The organism is Caulobacter sp. GW456-12-1-14-TSB4, assembly GCF_059424195.1.
In genome coordinates, this window is record NZ_JBWKZF010000029.1 from 34,594 (window position 1) to 53,579 (window position 18,986).

The following is an 18,986-nucleotide window of genomic DNA, read 5'->3' on the forward strand; positions in this document are numbered from 1 at the left end:
CAGGGGATGGTTTGTCCTTAGAGGACGCCCAGCATCTCGGCGACCAGCGGGTGGCGGACGATGTCGCGGTCGGCCAGGCGGACGACGGCGATGTTGGAGACGGCCTCGAAGCGGTCGGCGACGTCGGCCAGGCCCGAGATGCCCGGCAAGAGGTCCGACTGGTTCGGGTCGCCCGTGACCACCATGGTCGAGCTCCAGCCTAGGCGCGTCAGCAGCATCTTCAGCTGCATGTAGGTGCAGTTCTGGGCCTCATCGATGACCACGAAGGCGTTGTTCAGGGTGCGGCCGCGCATGAAGCCGACCGGGGCGATCTCGATCGCGCCCTCGGCCATCAGGGCCCGCATGCGCTTGACCGACAGGCGATCGGTCAGGGCGTCGTAGAGCGGGCGCAGATAGGGGGCCAGCTTGTCTTCCATGTCGCCCGGCAGGTAGCCGATCGACTCGCCGGCCTCGACGGCGGGACGCGACAGCACGATGCGGCCGACGCGGCCGGCCTCCAGGGCCTCAACCGCCTTGGAGATGGCGATGTAGGTCTTGCCGGTGCCGGCCGGACCCAGGGCCATGACCAGGTTCTTCTCGTCGATGGCTTCCATCAACTGCGCCTGGCCTGGCGATTTCGGTTTTATCGTTTTTAGGTAGCTCTGATCGCGCTCTGGATTGTTCGGGGCGCCGTCATGCCCCAGTGGATTCCAGCTGTTCCCCCGCTCGCGAACATCGACCGGCAGGCGACGCACCTTGGCGTCATCACCATATTGTCCGGTTTCATACGCGCCTTCGCGCGCCATCCGCTTCAGGGCTCGCTTGGTCATCAAAGCCTCCATGAGGGCAATAAAAAAGGACGAGGCCAAAAGGCGTCGTCCTTGTCGGTGAGCTGGATGATGGAGACGAAGTCGCGTGCGCGGCCGGACGGCTCGGGAGAGCTCCCCTCGTGGGGGCTTCCAGGGGACGGTGCTGTACGCCGGAACGCCAAGAGCGACACCTTCTTCGTCAGCGGGTGGGCCGATGGCGGTGGTCGCCCCCGACCCGTACGAGATAAGAATCATTCCCGCTGGAGGAATGTTCCCTCTCGAATCGCCTGACTACAATGGCGCATCATGGTTTCCGGGTGGTTAACGCCAAAATCGCGCCCAAGAAAACGAGGCATACGGATGACTGTCTATTCCCTGGGCGCCCTTGTGCCCACGCTTCCCGCACAGGACGAATACTGGATCGCCCCGACCGCCAGCGTGATGGGCAATGTGATTCTCAAGAAGAACGCCAGTATCTGGTGGGGCTCGGTGGTGCGCGGGGACAACGATCCGATCACCGTCGGCGAGAACAGTAATGTGCAGGACGGATCTGTTCTTCACACGGATGCTGGCGTTCCCCTGACCATCGGCGCCAACGTGACCATCGGTCACATGGTGATGCTTCACGGCTGCATGATCGGCGACGGCTCGCTGATCGGCATCGGCGCGGTGGTTCTGAACGGCGCGAAGATCGGGAAGAACTGCCTGATCGGCGCCGGCGCCTTGATCACCGAGGGCAAGGAGATTCCCGACAACTCGATGGTCATGGGCGCGCCGGGCAAGGTCGTGCGCGAGGTCAGCGAGCACCACACCATGATCCTGCAGGGTTCGGCCCTGCACTATGTCGAGAACTGGAAGCGCTATGTCCGCGATCTGAGGGTGGTGGAGGGCTAGAAGCCAAGGGAGCGCCGCCCGCTGCTTTGGGGGGATGCGATGCGGCGCTCCGGCTTCCCGCGCAGGGCACGTAGCGCGAGAAGAGCTCGCCACGCAAAAGGCGTCCACGTGGCAAGGCGGTGCGGGCGATGTTGGCCCAATTTCGTCTTCAGGTAGTATATAGCGTGGTTCGAGTTGAGTGTGAACGCACAATGCTCGTTTTCCGTTTTTCCAAACGACGTTGCGGGAACTTGCACAGCAGCCGATCCCGGATCACTCTCTGGCTTAACAATGATAACCTTCCAGGGAGGGCGTCGGGGCCATGGCCAGCGAACGCTTTGATTACGTCGTCATCGGCGCGGGTTCGGCCGGCTGCGTGCTGGCCGCCCGGCTGACGGAAGATCCCAACATCAAGGTCCTGCTGCTGGAGGCCGGCGGCAAGAACAGCTCCATCCTGGTCAAGATGCCGGCGGGTGTCGGCCAGCTGATCAAGGACAAGGGCGAGCAGAACTGGGGCTTCTGGACCGAGGCCGAACCCCACCTCGACAATCGCAAGCTCTGGTGGCCGCGCGGCAAGGGCCTGGGCGGCAGCTCGGCCATCAACGGCATGATCTATATTCGCGGCCACGCCCGCGACTACGACCAGTGGCGGCAGATGGGCCTGTCGGGCTGGTCGTACGAAGAGGTGCTGCCCTACTTCAAGCGCTCGGAGAGCCACCACGCCGGCGGCGACGCCTATCACGGCGACAAGGGTCCGCTGCATGTGTCGAAGGGCGAGAGCGACAGCCCGTTCTACGGGGCTCTGATCGAGGCCGGCCGACAGGCGGGTCACAAGACCACCAAGGACTTCAACGGCTTCCAGCAGGAGGGCTTCGGGCCCTACGACCTGACCATCCGCGACGGCCAGCGCTGGAGCGCGGCCATGGCCTATCTGAACCAGGCCCTGGCGCGTCCGAACCTGACGGTCGTCACCGAGGCTCGCACCATCCGGATCATCATCGAGAAGGGCCGCGCGGTCGGCGTCGATTACGTGGTCGGCAAGGCCGCCGAGAAGAAGACCGCCTATGCCGACGCCGAGGTGCTGCTGAGCGCCGGCGCGGTGCAGTCGCCGCACATCCTGCAACTGTCGGGCATCGGCGCGCCGGAGGACCTGAAGGCCCATGGCGTCGCGGTGGTGCATGAGTCCAAGGGTGTCGGCGCCAACCTGCAGGACCACCTGGACGTCTGCGTCTCGTGGACGGCCAAGAACCTCAAGACCGCCTATTCGGCCAACAAGGGCCTGAACAAGCTGGGCGTCGGCCTGGGCTACATGCTCTTCGGCAAGGGGCTGGGCCGGCAGCAGTTCCTGGAGAGCGGCGCGTTCCTGAAGTCGCGACCCGACCTCGATCGCCCGGACCTGCAGATTCACGGCGTACTGGCCATCATGCAGGACCACGGCAAGACCGTGGTCGAGAAGGACGGCTTCACCCTGCACGTCTGTCAGCTGCGTCCGGAAAGCCGGGGCAAGGTGGGCCTGCGCTCGGCCGATCCGTTCGACGATCCGACCATCCTGGCCAACTATCTGGCTACCGACGAAGACCGCCGCGCCATCCGCGAGGGCGTGCGCATCGCCCGTGACACCGTGGCCCAGGCCGCCTTCGATCCCTACCGCGACGCCGAATACGCGCCGGGCGCGGACGTGAAGACCGACGCCGACCTCGACGCCTGGATCCGCGCCAAGGCCGAGACCATCTACCACCCGGTCGGCACCTGCCGCATGGGCGTGGCCGGCGATCCGCTGGCGGTGGTCGACGACCAGCTGCGTGTGCAGGGTCTGGCCGGCCTGCGGGTCATCGACGCCTCGGTCATGCCGAACCTGATCGGCGGCAACACCAACGCCCCGACCATCATGATCGCCGAGCGGGCGGCCGATCTGTTGCTGGGTAAGGCCCCGCTGGCGGCGCTGGACGTTCCGGTGTTCGAGGATGGACGGGCGGTCGCGGCTTGATCTTGCCTTTTTAACACCCCCAACCTTGTCATCCCGGAAAGCCCGCAGGGCTTGTCCGGGACCCAGGGGCCGGCGCACTGCGGTGACTCCTGGGTCCCGGCTCTCCGCTTCGCTGCGGCCGGGATGACAAGATTTTTTGAGCTTTGGAGGCTCTGATGAAGTTTCGCCCCCTCGGCCGCTCCGGCCTTTCGACCGCGCCGCTGGTGTTCGGCGGCAACGTGTTCGGCTGGACGGCGGACGAGGCGACCTCGCATCGCCTGCTGGACGCGTTCGTCGATGGCGGCTTCAACGCCGTCGACACGGCCGACGTCTATTCGGCCTGGGTCCCGGGCCACGAGGGCGGCGAGTCCGAGGGCGTGATCGGACGCTGGCTCCAGGCGAGCGGCAAGCGCGACAAGGTGCTGATCCTGACCAAGGTGGCCATGTGGCCGAAGCAGCCGGGCCTGTCGGCCGCCAATATCGAGGCGGCGGTCGAGGGGTCTCTGAAGCGGCTTCAGACCGACTATATCGACCTCTACCAGTCGCACCGCGACGACGCCGACACGCCGCAGGACGAGACCCTGGAGGCCTTCGACCGCCTGGTGAAGGCCGGCAAGGTGCGGGCCATCGGGGCGTCGAACTTCTCGCCGGAGCGACTGAAGGCCAGCCTGGATGCGTCCAAGGCCAAGGGCCTGACGCGCTACGAGACCATCCAGCCGAAGTTCAATCTCTATGACCGAGGCGAGGTCGAGGGCGCTCTGGCGGACCTGACCCAGGCCGAGGGCGTGGGGATCATCCCGTTCTATGGTCTGGCCGCCGGCTTCCTGAGCGGCAAGTACCGCACCGAGGCCGACTTCGAGGGCAAGGCGCGGGCGGCGACGATCCGGCGCGACTACTGGAACGACAAGGGGCGGGCGGTGCTGGCGGCGCTGGATGAGGCGGCCGAGGCCGTCGGTGCGTCCCAGGCTCAGGTCGCCCTGGCCTGGATCATGGCCCACCCGCTGATCACCGCGCCGCTGGCCAGCGCCACCTCGGTCGCGCAGCTGGAAGAACTGATGGCGGCGGCTAGGCTGGAATTGCCGGGTGCGGTATGGACGAAACTGGATGAGGCGGGCCGCTAGGCGATCGCCCGCCCGTCCAGGGTCGCCAGGCGCAGGCGCGGCATGTCCGCGTTGCCGTCGCCCAGCGGCTTGATCTCGCGCAGGCCCAGTTCATAGGCCGGGCGGCCCATCAGCCGGGCCATCATGGCGATCGGCTGGTAGAGGCCCAGGAATCGGTCGGTCTCGCCCGACGCGCCTTGCAACGGGGCGAACAGCACTTCCATGCCCACGCTAGGCACGCCATGGGCGCGAATGTCGGCGGTGACCACCACCGGCGTGCGGCGTTTGCGCGCGACGTCCAGGGCGCTCTTCAGTTCCAGGCGATGGGCCAAGGCCCACAGGGACAAGGCGTCCTGGCCGCGCAGGTCGCGGGCGTGAAGCTCGGTGACGAAGCCGCCGGCCAGGCGGAACGGCAGCTTGCCGCCGTCGCGGCCCAGCACGAACACCTGCGGCAGCAGCTCCAGGAAATCGCCCGGATTGATGTCGGCGCGGCGCGGCAAAGCCGATTCACCTTTTTTGTCGCGCCAATAGTCTATCAATCGTTCCGTGCTTGGATGGAACATCGTCGTCCCCTGGCGGGTCCATTCGCGGCTGTTTTCGACCGCACGGACCTTGCTGGGAGAACCGGGCCAAGGGCTCGACCGTCCCATTCTGGCGCAATCCAGGGGGAGCGGCGGGTCCGGCCCGATTCTTGCTTAACCAAAAGCGGAACGACCCGATGTGAAGGGAACCGCCGGATGAAGGCGCCGAAACTGAACCTGCGCGGCTTGCTGATCGGCCTGAGCGTCCTGCTCGGCGGCCTGACGATCGGCGGCATCGCCATGGCCTGCACCAGCGGCTGCCCGACGCCGCCGCCCTGCTGCTCGCCGCCGCCGGCTCCCCCCAAGCCCCCCGCGCCGCCGACCGGCTGCTGCGGCGGCGGTCACAACGTCAACATCCCCGGCGTCAATGTGAACATCGGCGCGACGGTGATCGTGAACGCCAATTCCAGCGCCACGGCGACGGCCAATTCGGGCGCCAGCTCGGGCGCCGGCGCCGGTTCGCTGGCCGGCTCGGCCGCGGGCACCGTCAACTATTACGGCGGCGGCGGTCACGGCGGCTACTATTCGGGCCCGATGGCCAGCGGCTACATCCAGGGCCTGAACGTCGAGGGCGGCGAAGCCCGTCGTCGTCAGGCCTATGAAGCTACCCGCACCCGCACGCGCCGCGTGATCATCCGCGCCGTCTGCCTGGACGACCGCGACATCCCGCACCCGGCCTCACAGGTCACGCCCGACCGCGACATCGACGACGCCTATGACGGCGAACTCTATCGCTGCATCGCCGGCTCGCGCATGCAGTACGTGATCGCCGACTTTACCGGCCAGATCGACATCTCGACCGGCGGCGGCGGCCAGACCTTCGTCTGCCAGAAGAACGAGTCGCTTTACCACATCCCGGGTTCGGGCCTGGCCGGTGGTCCCAATGGCGGCCAGGGCGGTCAGGGCAGCATCTCGTGCCGTCCGCAACGTCCGGCCCGCGACTGCAACGAGCGCTCGCTGCTGCGCCGCTTCGGCGCCGGCGTGAAGATCCTGACGATCATCACCACCGAGAGCTACACCGCCTATCGCGAGGAGACGGTGCAGGAACGCCAGACCCTGAGCACCAGCTTCAGCCTGGACGGCGGCGTTGGCGGGGTCGTGTACTAGCTAGAAATCCACACCCCCGTTCCGATCTTCCTGGCGAAAGCCGGGACCCAGATCTCGGAGCGCTGGGGATGACGGGAAGAGCGCGGCGCCCATAGAGCCCACCTCAACGCTCTTCCATCTGGGCCCCGGCCTTCGCCGGGGAAGCGGATAGAGAAAAGGCCCCGGTTTTCGCCGGGGCCTTTTTGTTACTTCGCCGCCGCTTCCGGTTTCACCAGCAGCAGCCACGACTGGTCGTCGCCGAGATAGGTCTTGGCGGCTTTCTGGACGTCGGCCGGGGTGACGTGGGCCAGGCCCGCCAGCACCGAGCGGGTGGCGTCCAGCAGGCGCGGGTCCTCCTGTGCGCCCGACAGCGCGCCCAGCCAGTACTCGTTGGTCACGCGGGCCTTCTCGATCTGGTCGATGCGCGGCTTCTTGGCCCGCTCCAGCTCGTCGGCGCTGATCGGGGTGTCGCGCAGGTCGGCGGCGATCTTGCGGATCGAGGCGACCACGCCATCCAGCTTCTCGGGCGGCACCTCCAGGCTGACGCCCAGATAGCCCCAGTTCTGGAAGGTGACGCTGGCCGTCGAGCTGGCGTTGGGCGAGTAGGTCGCGCCCTGCTTCTCGCGCAGTTCGTCGATCAAGCGCAGCTGCACGACCTGACCCAGGATCGAGACGTCGCGCGAGCGCTGCAGGTTGGCGAACAGGTCGTCCGTGCGCCAGACCATGAACAGGGCCGCCTGGTCGGCGCGGCCCTTGTGGGTGCGCAGCACAGGCTGGGCCGACGGCGCCGGGAACGGGGCCTTGTCGGCGCCCGCCAGCGGCGGCTCGCCCGGACGCTTGGGCAGGGCGCCGAAGGTGTCGGCGACGGCGGTGATGGCCTTGTCGACCGTGGTGTCGCCGACGATGACGATCTCCAGGTCGCCCTCGGTCAGCGGATTGGCGACGGTGGCCTTCAGCTGGTCCAGCGACGCGCCGGCGATCTGTTCGCGCGACGGGAAGGTCCAGCGCTGGTCGCCGCCGTGCATCAGCCCGCCCAGATCGCGGCCCAGGACGCCGCCGGTCGTGCTCTCCAGCTGGTCGTGATAGGTGGCGTAGCTGGTCTTGACCCGGTTGAAGGCCTCCGGACGCCAGCCGGGCTCGGTGGCGTAGGCGGCCAGCACCTGCAGCTCGGTCGAGAGGTCCTCGGGGCGCGTGCGGCCGCTCAGCGAGAAGGCGTCGTCCTCGACGCCCAGCTGGGCGTTCCAGATCTTGCCGGTCAGCACCCGCTCCATGTCCGAGGCGCTGATCTGCTTGAGGCCGCCCTCGACGAAGGCGCTGGCGGACCACAGGGCGCTCTGCTTGTCGGAGGGCATGTCCAGCAGGCCATGGCCGGTGCGGACCTTCACCACGACCTGGTCGTCGCGGAACTTCGTGGGCTTCACGGTCAGGCGCACGCCGTTCTCGAAGCGCACGAAGACGGCATCCAGGTCGGTGACGTCCTTCTGCTCGGCGACCTTGCCGGTCGGACCGAAGCTGGAATAGGGCCACAGGCTCTCGCCCGGCGCGGCGGGCGGGGTGACGGGCTGGCGCTTCAACTCGTCATAGGCCTTGAGGATGGCTTGCTCGCCGCCCTCGATATTGCTGGGCGCGGCGATGACGATCAGCGGACCCGAGCCGGCGAAGGCGCTCTTCAGCACCGAGTTCACCCGCTCGGCGGTCAGGCCCTTCACCAACTGGTCGAAGAAGGCCAGGTTCTGGCTGGGCGAGGTGATGACCTCGGCGTCGCCCAGGGTGTTGACCAGCTGATTGGCCAGGGCGGGCGTGCGCTGGGTGGCCTCGCCGGCCGCGGCGGCGACCAGGCCGGCGCGCAAGCCCGCGATCTCGCGGTCCAGCTCGTCTTGGCGCACGCCGTATTGCACGACGCGGCGCTGCTCGGCGTCCAGCGCGGCCATCGCCTCGCGCCAGTTGTTGGGCTGGGCGGTGGCGCCGAAAGTGGTGATCCGCACCGCGCCGTACTGGTCGCCCTTGAAGGCGCCGCCGGCGATGAACGGCGGCTCGGCCGAGCGGCCGATCGCCTGCATCCGGCGATTGATCACCGCGAAGGCCAGATTCTCGATCATGTCGCGCTCGTCGACCGCCTTGGTCTCGACCAGGCCGTCGGGCTTGCGCAGCCACGACATCTGCACCGACCAGGGCGCGCCGGTCTCGACCAGCAGCTTGGCGGTCGGGCCGCGCTTGGCCACCGGGCCGATGTCGGGGTTCTTGCCGGGCTGGCCCTTGCCGACCCAGTCGCCGAACTTGGTCTTGATCTTGGCTTCCATGGCGTCGACGTCGAAGTCGCCGACCGCCACCAGCACCGCCCGCTCGGGACGGTAATAGGCCTCGTAGAAATCGCGGATGCGCTGGGCGGGCGCGGTCTTGAGGATCTCGGTCTTGCCGATCGGGATACGCTTGGGCGGCAGCTGGCCTTCCATCTGCGCCGACAGGCTGGCGATGGCGACGCGGTAGCCGGGGGTGTCGCGGGTGCGTTGCTCCGACAGCACCACGCCGCGCTCGCGATCGACGGCGTCCTGGGCGATGGTCAGCTCGCCGGCCGCTTCCCGCAGCAGCATCAGCGAGGTGTCGACGGTGTCGTCGTCGGCCTTGGGCAGGTCCAGCTGGTAGGCGGTTTCGTCGAAGCTGGTCTGGGCGTTGGTGTCGGCCCCGAACGCCAGGCCATGGCGCTCCAGGATCTTGACCATCTCGCCTTCCGGCACGTTCTTGGAGCCGTTGAAGGCCATGTGCTCAAGGAAGTGGGCCAGGCCCTGCTGGTCGTCGGCCTCCATCATCGAGCCGGCGTCGAACCACATGCGCAAGCTGGCCTGGCCGGGCGGGGTGGCGTTCTTGCGGATGGCGTAGCGCATGCCGTTGGGCAGCACGCCGAAACGCCAGGACGGATCGGGCGCGACGTCGGAAATCTCCTGCGCCCATTGGCCGGGCTTCAGGTCGCTGATCTTCGGACCCGTCAGGGCCGGGGCCTCGGGGATCTTCGGCGCGGGCGCGGCGGCGGCCGGCTTGTCGCTATCGCCCTTCTTCATGAACGGGACGGAGGGCTTGGGAAGGTGCGAGCAAGCAGCGACCGAAAGGCCGGCGGCGGCGACAAGCGCCAAGCGCGAAGCGCTGATCATCGAGAATCCAGGATAGCTAGAAACGAAGGCGCGCACCTTGACCGTCAGGCATGGCGCAAGCAAGGCGCGAGAAGGGCCTAGGAGAGGCTGAAACTACAAACCCGTCTCCCCGGCGAACGCCGGGGCCCAGATCTCATGACTCTGGGAATGATTGGAGAAGCTCGGCGTTCGTAGAACCCACCCCAGCGCTCTTCCATCTGGGCCCCCGCGGGGGAGACGGAGCTTTGAGGGCTTAAGCCGCCGCCACGTCGCCCGTGGTGCGGCGCAGGCGCCAGAAGCGGATCGTGCGCAGGGCCGACTCGCGGGGCAGGGCGGCATAGAGTTCGCCATAGCCCTTGGCCTTGAGCATCACGTCGTCGGTGGGCTCGAGGATCAGCAGGGCGAAGGTCAGGAACAGCGAGCGGTCGAAGTCGGCCGCCTTGCAGATCACCGACAGGGCGTCCATCTCGCGCCGCTCCAGGATCTTGCGAGCGGTGTGGAAGTCGACATCGGCCATGTCGGACAGCGCCACCAGGAACAGCGTCGTCTTCTTGGCGCGCAGCATGTTGGCCAGCAGCTGGGGCGAGATCTGCGCCTTGGCCCGCAGCGTGCGGAATTCCTTTTCCGCTTCGGCGAAGTCGGCCGGCAGGGCGCCGTCCTCGACCGCGATGCGCTTGCGGCCGGCCGAAAGCGCGGCCTCCAGCGTGGCCGGATCGACGCCGGCGTTCCGCTCCATGATCTGGTCGCGCAGGCGCGCCTCGACCATGAAGTACATCTCGTTCAGCAGATCGACCGGCAGGCTGTTGCGGTCGACGACCGCCTCGTGCAGCGACGGGTTGGCGGCGGCGCGATCGACGACGGTCTCGTGCGCCTCGCGCGACAGCACCGCGCCTTCGTTGCGCAACAGGACGCCCAAGGTGTCGTCATCGCCGCGCGCGACGATGGCGTCCGAGACGGCGCTGGACACGCTGGGCCGCTGCGAGATGGCCCGCAGGTGGTCCTGGCCTTGCGTGCGGGCCACGTGCAGCAGGTCCTCGTCGGTGAGGACGCTGGAATTGCGCAGGATCGGGGCGGCGACGGCGATCGAGTCGCTGGCCAGGGTCCGCGACAGGCCGCGCGGCGGGGCCGGGGCCTCGCCCAGGCGTTCGGCCAGCTCGATCTTGACGGCCTCCTCCATCTCGCCGGCCAGCTGGCTCATGACCTCGTCGAAGAGGCTCATCTCGACGGGGTTGTGGCCCTCGCCGGCGAAGAACATGTCGGTGATCCCGCGCAGCAGCTCCCGGCGCTTGGTGCTGGAGGGCTCGTTGGCGAGCGAGATCAGGTCGTGGAGGCGCGACGACTGCATCTTACTGGTCGCTGTCCTTCTCGGGCTTGGCCGCCCATTCGCCGGTGTCGCCCTGCGGCTTGTCCTCGTCCGGCGCCGGCGGGGGCGCGATCAGGACCATGCGCGGCGGACCGGCGGCGGGGATGGGGTCGGGTGACATGCCGAACTGGCGGCCGACGGAGTAGGTGCGCGCGCCAATCTGGCCCTGGCGCAGCTGCGGCGCGGGCTGGACGGGAGCGCTGTAGGCGACGGGGACCGGCGCGGCGGCGCGCGGTGCAGGGGCGTCATAGATGCTTTGCGGCAGGGCGGCGCGCGGAGCCTGCGGGGCTTGCGGCGCATAGGCCGGGGCCGGCGGCGAATAGGTCGTGCGTGCGACGGGCGCCTGAGGCGCTTGCGGGGCCTGAGGCGCCGAGCGGGCCCAATAGGGCTGGGCGGGGACCGGGGCCTGGGCTTGCGGGGCGACGATCTCGCGCTTGCCGCTCCAGCCCAGCGAACGACCAGTGTAGGGCGCGCCGTTATAGCCGGGGCCTTGGCCGTTGACCGGCGTCGGCGCGCGTTCGGCCGTGGGGCCGTAGCGGCTTTCCTGGCTGCTGGCCGCGGACGCGCTCGCACACGCCGAGGCGGCGCAGGCAAGGGCGGCGATGAGGGCGGCGGCGCGCATGAACCGGTCCGGCGAAGTTATTGAACCTCTGTCGTAGGCCGCACCGCTTAATCTTGGGCTAACGTCCGCGCCAAGAGTTCAGAAGTCGACGCTCCAGGAACTCCATCAGGGTATGCAGGACGACGCCCAGCACCGCCAGGGTGACCAGGGCGGCGAATACCTTGGCCGTCTGCAGACGATTGTAGGCCTCCAGGATGCGCCAAGCCAGGCCTTGGGCCCCGCCGGAGCCGGCCACGAACTCGGCGACGACCGCGCCGATGACCGCCAGGCCGGCTGCGACCTTATGTCCCTCCAGCAAGGCCGGAACGGCCGACGGCAGGCGCAGCCGGACCAGGCGCTGCCAGGGATTGGCGCCGTAGAGGTCGAACAGGCGAGCCAGGTCCGGATCGACCGCCTTCAGCCCCGTGAGCGCGCCGGAGAAGATCGGGAAGAAGGCCACGACGGCGGCCAGGCCGATCACCGCCCGCTCGGGATGGTCGATGCCGGCCCAGATGGTGACCAGCGGCGCGATGGCGACCAGCGGCGTGACTTGCAGGGTCACCGCGATCGGCCGCACGGCGTCTTCCAGCAGCCCGTTCAGGCTGACGGCCAACGCCAGGGCGCAGGCGATCAGGCTGGCGATGACCAGGGCCAGCAGGGCCGTGGACAGGGTCGCCCAGGCCGAGGCCAGCAGCAGTTGCCAAGACCCGGCGAACGCCACCGCGATCGCGCTGGGCGTGGGCAGCAGGTAGGACGGAACCGCCAGGACGCGGCAGGCGAGCTCCCAGCCGCCCAGCAGGACGGCGATCAGGATCAGCGGGGCCAGGATGCGCTTCACGCCGCGCGCTCCGTCGCCTTCGCTAGCAGGGTCGAGACCGCTTCGGCGGCGGCACGGAAGGCCTGTGTGGTTCGGAAACCCGGCGGGCGGATGACAGGGCCGTCGATGGCCACCTCGCCGGCGATCAAGCCGGGACCTGGCGTCATGACCACGACGCGGGCGGCCATGTAGACGGCCTCCTCGACATTGTGGGTCACGAAGACGGCGGCGGGTTTCAGGTCGGCGGCTAGCGCCAGAACGTCGTCGGCCAGGGCGCGGCGGGTGATCTCGTCAAGCGCCGCGAACGGTTCGTCGAGCAGCAGCAGACGGGGGCGGGTGACGAGGGCGCGGGCCAGCGAAGCGCGCATGGCCATGCCGCCCGACAGCTGGGCGGGACGAGCGTTGAGCGCGGCGGCCAGACCGACCTTGCGCAGCGCCTCGTCGGCGGCGATGCGGGCCTGCGCCTTGGCCATGCCGGCAAGCTCCAGCGGCAGGGCGACATTGTCCCGCGCCGACAGCCACGGGGCCAGGGTGTGGGCTTGGAAGACGACCGAGGTCTCGCCCTTGCCGGCGGCGCGGGTCACGGTCCCGCGCGTCGGCGCCTCGAGGCCCGCCAACAGCCGCAAGGCCGTGGACTTGCCGCAGCCCGACGGCCCGACCAGGGCGACGATCTCGCCGGGCGCGAGGGACAGGTCGAGCGGCCCCAGGGCGCGGCCCCGGGCGTAGTCGACCTCGACAGCGGCGAGGCTGGCGATTGAACCGGTCATCGTCAGCGGACCCAGCCGCACAGCAGTGCGACGCCACCGATCACCAAGGCGGCCTGACCCGCGCAGCAGGTCCAATAGAGGATTGGTTCTTCGACCCTCTTCACCGTGCCGACGATCCTGCCGTTCACCACCCCGGAGCGCAGCGATGACAGCAGGAACCACCCGAAGAGCGCTATGCCGGCCGCGACGGCAAGCTTGCCGCCTGGACTATCGACGTCGAGAGATCCGTCCATCCGCGACTACTGGCCCTTGGGCAGGAATTGCAGCGTGTAGGCCTTCTTGAAGTCCATGTCCTTGGGGTAGACGCCCTGCTCGGACGCGACCTTGAAGAACTCGGCCCAGCGGGCGTCGGTCATCTGGCCGACCTCGCCGTCCTTCCCGACGATGCCGTACGAACGCATCTTCTCGCGCGCCTGGTCGAGGACGTCCTGGGTCATTTCCGGATTGTCCTTGAGGATCGCCGTGTCGCCCGGCTTGGCGTCGCCGTAGAGGTACGAGGTCCAGCCCGCCGCCGTGGCCTCGACGAAGGCCTGCACGGCCGCCGGGTTCTTGGCGATCAGGCTGTCGGGGACCAGGGCCATCGAGGCGTAGGCGGGATAGCCGCTGTCGGCCAGCAGGAAGACCGCCGGCTTGATCTTGCCTTCCTTCTCGATGAGGTACGGCTCGCTGGTGGCGTAGCCCTGCTGGATCACCCGCTTGTCGGCCAGGAACGGCGCGGACGAGTAGTTGTACTTGCGGACCTGGTCGTCGCTGAACTGGTACTTGGCCTTCAGCCACACCCAGAAGGCGGTGATCGAGGCGTCCGACAGCAGGATCGGCCGGCCCTTCATGTCGGCGATGCCGTTGATCCCCTGGTCCGGGTGGGCGATCAGCACCTGCGGGTCCTTCTGCATGAAGGCCGCCACGGCTTTGACCGGCGCGTTCTCCTTGGCCAGGTTCATGACTATGAAGCTGTTGGAGCCGACGCCGACATCGACCGCGCCGGTGGCCAGGAGCTGGGGCACGTTCACGGCCGGGCCGCCCTGGATCAGGGTCACGTCCAGGCCGCGCTTCTTGTACTCGCCCGTCGCCAGCGCCTGGTAGTAGCCGCCCAGCTCCGCCTCGGCCCGCCAGTCGGTGGCCAGCTTCAACTTGGTTTCGCCGGCGGGGGCGGCGTCCTTCTTGGCGGGAGAGCAGGCGGCGAGCAGGGCCATCAGGCCCAAGGCGGCAAAGGCGCGGCGCTGCATGAAACGAACTCCCCGTTGATCGCGGCCAAGTTAGGGGCGAGCGGTGAGACTTCCAAGCCTACATCAACATCCGTCTCCCCGGCGAAAGCCGGGGCCCAGATGGAAAAGCGCTGGGGTGGGTTCCAGGAGCGCAGCGTCGATCCAATCAGCCCCAGCGCCATGGGATCTGGGTCCCGGCTTTCGCCGGGAGGATCGGATTTGGGGGATGCTAGAGCGCCGCCGCCTTGTGATGGTTCAGCCAGCGCTCGACCTTGGCGTACAGCACCTCGCGCTGGATGGGCTTGGCGATGTGGTCGACCATGCCGGCGGCGTAGCAGCGCTCGACCTGGCGAGGCAGGGCGTCGGCGCTCATGGCGATGATCGGGGACTTGCCAGGGCGGCCCGGCAGCGCCTTGATCGCCCGCGTCGCCTGCAAGCCGTCCATCTGCGGCATGTGGATGTCCATCAGGATGATGTCGTAGTCGCCGGCCTGGGCGCGTTCGACGGCCTCCTTGCCGTTCTCGGCGACATCGACCTCGCAGCCGACCAGGGTCAGCAGGGCCTGGCCGATCTCCAGATTGATCGGGTGGTCGTCGACGATCAGGATCTTGGCGGCGCCAGGCGTCGAGGTCTTGGGGCGCTCATGGACAGCGATCGGCTCGGCGGTCGGGGCCATGAGCTCGATCCAGAAGCACGAGCCGCGACCGGGCACGCTGTCGACGCCGATCTTGCCGCCCATCACGTCCACGAGGGCCCGGCAGATGGCCAGGCCCAAGCCAGCCCCGCCGTGCAGCCGGCTCATCGAGCTGTCGGCCTGCGAGAAGCGCTGGAACAGCAGGGCCTGCTTGTCGAGATCGATGCCGACGCCGGTGTCGATGATCTCGAAGCGCAGGCGGTCCTCGAGGTCGCCGGGCTCGACCACCAGGCGCGCGTCGATGCGGCCCTGGTCGGTGAACTTCACGGCGTTGTTGAGCAGGTTGATCAGCACCTGGCGCAGGCGGTCGGCGTCCAGGTCGTGCAGGGCATCGACCGGATCGACGATCTCCAGGTCCAGGGTCAGGCCCTTGGCGCGGGCCTCCGGGGCCATGATCGCCACGGTGTCGCGCATCAGGCCGGCGGCCGAGGTCGGCTGGGGCAGCAGCTCGATCTGGCCGGCCTCGACCCGCGAGAAGTCGAGGATGTCGTTGACCACGGTCAGCAGGGCGGCGCCGGCGCTGTCGATCAGGTTGACCTGCCGGCGCGCGTCGGGCGGCAGGTCGTCGCGGGCGGCCAAGAGCTGGGCGAAGCCGAGCACGCTGTTCAGCGGCGTGCGGATCTCGTGACTCATGGTGGCCAGGAACTCGGTCTTGGCCTCGGTGGCGGCCAGGGCCCGGCCGCGGGCGGCGCGGGTCAGCTGTTCGCGGCGCAGCAGCAGGCGCTTGAGCCGGTCCTGCTGGGCCAGGGCCAGACCCGCCGCCAGGCAGGTGTAGAACAGCACCAGGATGAACACCTGGATGGTCCGCGCCTGGGCGACGGGGCCGAGGATGGCGTTGAAGCGCGGCGAACCGCCGGCCATGGCCACGGGCAAGGTGATCACCGCCACCACCAGCGAGGCCATGGCCGCGCCGCGCGCACCCAGGCGATAGGCGGCGGCCAGGGCGACCGGGAAGATCAGGAACGGCGGCAGGCCCGAGGCCGGGTGGGCGCACAGCAGGGTGACCGCCGCCACGCCGAACATCAGGGCCAGGTGCTCGGTCCAGGTGCGGTGGAACGAGCGGCGGTGCTCGGCGTCGATCAAAACGAGGGTCGCGGGCAGGGCGATGGCCAGGCCCAGGGCGTCGCGCAGGAACCAGTCGACCAGTCCAGGCCAGAAGGGTTGGCCAGTGGTCAGGCTGACGACGCCCGCGCAGAGGATGGCCGCGCCGGCGGCGATCGGCGTGGTGACGGCCGGCAGCATGACCAGCGAGCGCAGGGTGCGGATGCGCGGCGTGCTGCCCCAGATCCGCAGGGCCACGGCCCAGACGGCCAGGGCTTCCAGCGTGTCGACGCCGGTGTTGAGCAGGGCCCGGACGGGGCTGTCGCCGACCAGCAGGTCGAAGGCCAGGTGGAAGACGACGAAGACGGTGATCAGCGACACGCGCCGCGATCCGGCCAGGGCGATCAGGCCCGCGGCCAGCAGGGCGTTGGCCGGCCAGAAGGCGGCGACGCCGAGGAGCGAGCGGCTCAGATAGTCGCTGAAGGCCAGGCTGGCGACGATGGCGACGGACAGGCCCACGAGCAGGGCGGTCTGCCGGCGTTGTTCCTGCTGGGCCAGCCTGTGCGGCATGCCGTTTCCAACCCCCAAAGGTCTGACGTCGGCCGCCGAACGGATCCGGGAGCAACGCCTGGACTGCCGTGGTTCAGGGGCCTTTCCCTGACGACGGCGTCACCCTCAATACGCTCGCGCGCGGCCCGGTTGCCGGCTTATCGCAAGATGTGTCGTTTGGCCGCAGGACGCCTGCGCGGCGCTGACACCCCTAAGCGATTGTATTTGCAAAGGCTGATAGCGAGCGCGCTGACAATGCATGGCCATACCCACAATTCAAGAGGGCGATGGTCTTGAGGGGGCGCCCCCGTACGAAGACTTCAGGCCGCGGCGCGGTCGCGGGTCAGCCAGTGGTCGACCACGCGGTAGAGGGTGTCGCGGTCGATCGGCTTGGCGATGTGGTCGACCATGCCGGCGCGGCGGCAGCGCTCGACCTGTTGGGGCATGACGTCGGCGGTCAGGGCGATGATCGGGGTCTGGCCGCGCGGGCCTTCCAGGGCGCGGATGGCCTCGGTCGCCGCCACCCCGTCCATGCGTGGCATGTGGATGTCCATCAGGATGACGTCGAAATCGTGGGCGGCGGCGATGCGGACGGCCTCGTCGCCGTCCTCCGCCAAGCGGACGTCGCAGCCGGCCAGGACCAGCATGGCCGAGCCCAGCTCGCGGTTCATCGGATGGTCGTCGACCAGCAGGATGCGGGCGGCGGTGGTCGGCGCGCCCTGGTCGTCCGACGTCGGCTCGGCCGCGACCGGGGCGACGGGCAGGGTCACCCAGAAGGTCGAGCCGCGCGTGACGATGCTGTCGACGCCGATCCGCCCGTCCATCAGGTCGACCAGCGCCTTGCAGATCGCCAGACCGAGGCCGGTGCCGCCATAGGTACGGCGGATCGAGCCGTCGGCCTGGGAGAAGCGCTGGAACAGGCGCGGCAGGTGGGCGGGCGCGACGCCGATGCCGGTGTCGGCGATCTCGAAGCGCAGGGCTCCGGCCTCGACCTCGAGCCGGGCGACGACCTCGCCGGCAGGCGTGAACTTCACGGCGTTGTTCAGGATGTTCAGCAGCACCTGGCGCAGGCGGCTTTCGTCCAGCGCGTGGAGCACGGCCTCGTCGGCCTCGATCTCGACGGCCAGGGTCAGGCCCTTGGCGGCGGCGGCGGGGGCGACGATCTCGGCCACCTGGCGCAGCAAGGCGGCGGGCGACACCGGGGCCAGGTTCAGCTGCAGGCGGCCGGCCTCCAGGCGCGAGAAGTCCAGGATGTCGTCGACCAGGGTGACCAGGCTGTCGCCGGCCCCGGCGATCAGGTCGAGCTTGCGGCGCCCCTCCGGCGTCAGCGGCTCGGTTATGCTCAAGAGGTCCGCGAAGCCCAGTATGCTGTTCAGCGGCGTGCGGATCTCGTGGCTCATCGTGGCCAGGAAGTCGCTCTTGGCCTGGTTGGCGGCCTGGGCGCGGGCGCGGGCGGCGCGGGCCACGGCGCTGCGGCGGGCCATCAGCACCTTGAGGCGGTCCTCGCGGTGCAGCGACAGGGCCGAGGCCAGGCAGGTCAGGAACATCGCCGTGACGAAGGCCTGGACCAGGCGGATGCGGTCGGGCTGGCTCCAGCCGACCGTGAAGATGAAGTCGTTGGCGGCCAGCAGGGTCATCGGCGCGGCGATGACCACGACGAGGACCGCGCTCCAGGCCGCGCCGCGTGGGCCCATCTGGAACGCCGCCAGCATCGCCGCCGGGAAGATCAGGAACGGCATGGGCGGGCCGTGGCGGGCGAAGGCCAGGGCCGTGCAGGCGGCGACCAGCAGATAGAGCCCGGCCTGGACGTGTGGCGGACGCAGACGCGGATCGCCTTCGCGGCGTGGCTCCAGGATCACCAGGGCGGCGGGCAGGGCGATGGCCATGCCCAGCGAGGTGCAGGCCGCCCAGTCGCGGAAGAACGGCCAGAAGGTCTGGTGCAGCAGGATACTGGTCAGCCCCGCGCCGATGAACGCCATGCCGACGGTGATCGGCAGCACCGCCGCGATCAGGATCAGCGCCTGGCGCACGCTGCGCAGGGCGGCCCGGCCGCGCGTGACGCGGTAGGCGACGACGGCGGTCAGCAGCGCCTCGGCCGTGTCGGTGACGGCGTAGATACAGACCAGGGGCCAGGGATCGCCGGCCAGGCGGTGGTTGACGATGATGGTGACCAGGCTGACGGCCCACAGGATCGCGCGGCGACGCTGCGAAAGGCGCAGCAGGCCGGCGGCGACCAGCGCATTGACGGGCCACAGGGCCGGCATGCCCTGGCCGTCGCGGGTCATGTGATCGCTGAAGACGAACAGGGCGACATAGGCCAGCAGCAGGCCGACCAGAATACGGTTCTGTCGGCTGTCGTCGCGGTCGGCGACGTGCGTCACGCCTATCGTCAAAGCCATGTGCCGCCTGCCCTCAAGCGTCCTTGAATAC

General features: G+C 68.9%; 15 protein-coding genes and 1 pseudogene. 4 read left to right on the forward strand and 12 right to left on the reverse strand.

Translation table 11 applies throughout. The annotated features are described in order from the left end of the window. Positions 1-17 precede the first annotated feature (17 nt). Complete coding sequence (locus AC07YH_RS21585) at positions 18-821, reverse strand: PhoH family protein (protein ID WP_494624016.1); 804 nt, start codon at positions 819-821, stop codon at positions 18-20. A 327-nt stretch (positions 822-1,148) separates the two neighbouring features. Here AC07YH_RS21585 and AC07YH_RS21590 point away from each other — a divergent pair, with 327 nt between their 5' ends. Further along, positions 1,149-1,682, forward strand: a complete 534-nt coding sequence (locus AC07YH_RS21590) for a gamma carbonic anhydrase family protein (RefSeq protein ID WP_494748984.1) — start codon at positions 1,149-1,151, stop codon at positions 1,680-1,682. 301 nt (positions 1,683-1,983) lie between these two features. After that, positions 1,984-3,648 (forward strand): choline dehydrogenase, encoded by a 1,665-nt coding sequence (locus AC07YH_RS21595; protein WP_494748985.1) that lies wholly within the window; start codon positions 1,984-1,986, stop codon positions 3,646-3,648. Between the two features lie 21 nt (positions 3,649-3,669). On the opposite strand, the pseudogene AC07YH_RS21600 reads toward AC07YH_RS21595, so the two are convergent. Next, positions 3,670-3,786: pseudogene (locus AC07YH_RS21600) on the reverse strand (hypothetical protein); the annotation flags it as partial. A gap of 17 nt (positions 3,787-3,803) precedes the next feature. Here AC07YH_RS21600 and AC07YH_RS21605 point away from each other — a divergent pair. Beyond that, positions 3,804-4,748 (forward strand): aldo/keto reductase, encoded by a 945-nt coding sequence (locus AC07YH_RS21605; RefSeq protein ID WP_494748986.1) that lies wholly within the window; start codon positions 3,804-3,806, stop codon positions 4,746-4,748. Here AC07YH_RS21605 and AC07YH_RS21610 read toward each other — a convergent pair. Then, positions 4,745-5,290 (reverse strand): PAS domain-containing protein, encoded by a 546-nt coding sequence (locus tag AC07YH_RS21610; protein ID WP_494748987.1) that lies wholly within the window; start codon positions 5,288-5,290, stop codon positions 4,745-4,747. The two genes, AC07YH_RS21605 and AC07YH_RS21610, sit on opposite strands and share 4 nt — an antisense overlap. A 174-nt stretch (positions 5,291-5,464) precedes the next feature. Here AC07YH_RS21610 and AC07YH_RS21615 point away from each other — a divergent pair, with 174 nt between their 5' ends. Continuing rightward, positions 5,465-6,415: a hypothetical protein gene (locus tag AC07YH_RS21615; protein WP_494748988.1), complete on the forward strand. Its 951-nt coding sequence runs from the start codon at positions 5,465-5,467 to the stop codon at positions 6,413-6,415. Positions 6,416-6,600: 185 nt separating this feature from the next. On the opposite strand, the gene AC07YH_RS21620 is transcribed toward AC07YH_RS21615, so the two are convergent. The 9 genes from AC07YH_RS21620 to AC07YH_RS21660 form a co-directional block, all read right to left on the reverse strand. Then, the gene (locus tag AC07YH_RS21620) at positions 6,601-9,540 is read right to left on the reverse strand and encodes a M16 family metallopeptidase (protein ID WP_494748989.1); all 2,940 of its coding nucleotides are present in this window, start codon (positions 9,538-9,540) and stop codon (positions 6,601-6,603) included. Between the two features lie 232 nt (positions 9,541-9,772). After that, a complete protein-coding gene (locus AC07YH_RS21625) occupies positions 9,773-10,864 on the reverse strand; it encodes a DUF2336 domain-containing protein (protein ID WP_494748990.1) in 1,092 nt (363 codons plus the stop codon). Between the two features lies 1 nt (position 10,865). Continuing rightward, on the reverse strand, positions 10,866-11,504 hold the full coding sequence (locus AC07YH_RS21630) for a hypothetical protein (RefSeq protein WP_494748991.1): 639 nt from the start codon (positions 11,502-11,504) through the stop codon (positions 10,866-10,868). A 58-nt stretch (positions 11,505-11,562) separates the two neighbouring features. Further along, positions 11,563-12,321, reverse strand: coding sequence for an ABC transporter permease (locus AC07YH_RS21635; RefSeq protein WP_494748992.1), 759 nt, complete (start codon positions 12,319-12,321; stop codon positions 11,563-11,565). Continuing rightward, positions 12,318-13,067 (reverse strand): ABC transporter ATP-binding protein, encoded by a 750-nt coding sequence (locus tag AC07YH_RS21640; RefSeq protein ID WP_494748993.1) that lies wholly within the window; start codon positions 13,065-13,067, stop codon positions 12,318-12,320. Before AC07YH_RS21640 ends, AC07YH_RS21635 begins: the two co-directional genes overlap by 4 nt. Before the next feature lie 2 nt (positions 13,068-13,069). Further along, positions 13,070-13,300, reverse strand: coding sequence for a hypothetical protein (locus AC07YH_RS21645; RefSeq protein WP_494748994.1), 231 nt, complete (start codon positions 13,298-13,300; stop codon positions 13,070-13,072). A 6-nt stretch (positions 13,301-13,306) separates the two neighbouring features. Next, positions 13,307-14,293 carry an ABC transporter substrate-binding protein gene (locus AC07YH_RS21650; RefSeq protein WP_494748995.1) on the reverse strand — a complete coding sequence of 329 codons (987 nt, stop codon included), beginning with the start codon at positions 14,291-14,293 and terminating at the stop codon, positions 13,307-13,309. Between the two features lie 208 nt (positions 14,294-14,501). Then, entirely contained in the window at positions 14,502-16,577 is a 2,076-nt protein-coding gene (locus AC07YH_RS21655) for an MASE1 domain-containing protein (protein ID WP_494748996.1), read from the reverse strand. 299 nt (positions 16,578-16,876) lie between these two features. Next, the gene (locus tag AC07YH_RS21660) at positions 16,877-18,955 is read right to left on the reverse strand and encodes an ATP-binding protein (RefSeq protein ID WP_494748997.1); all 2,079 of its coding nucleotides are present in this window, start codon (positions 18,953-18,955) and stop codon (positions 16,877-16,879) included. Between the last annotated feature and the right edge of the window lie 31 nt (positions 18,956-18,986).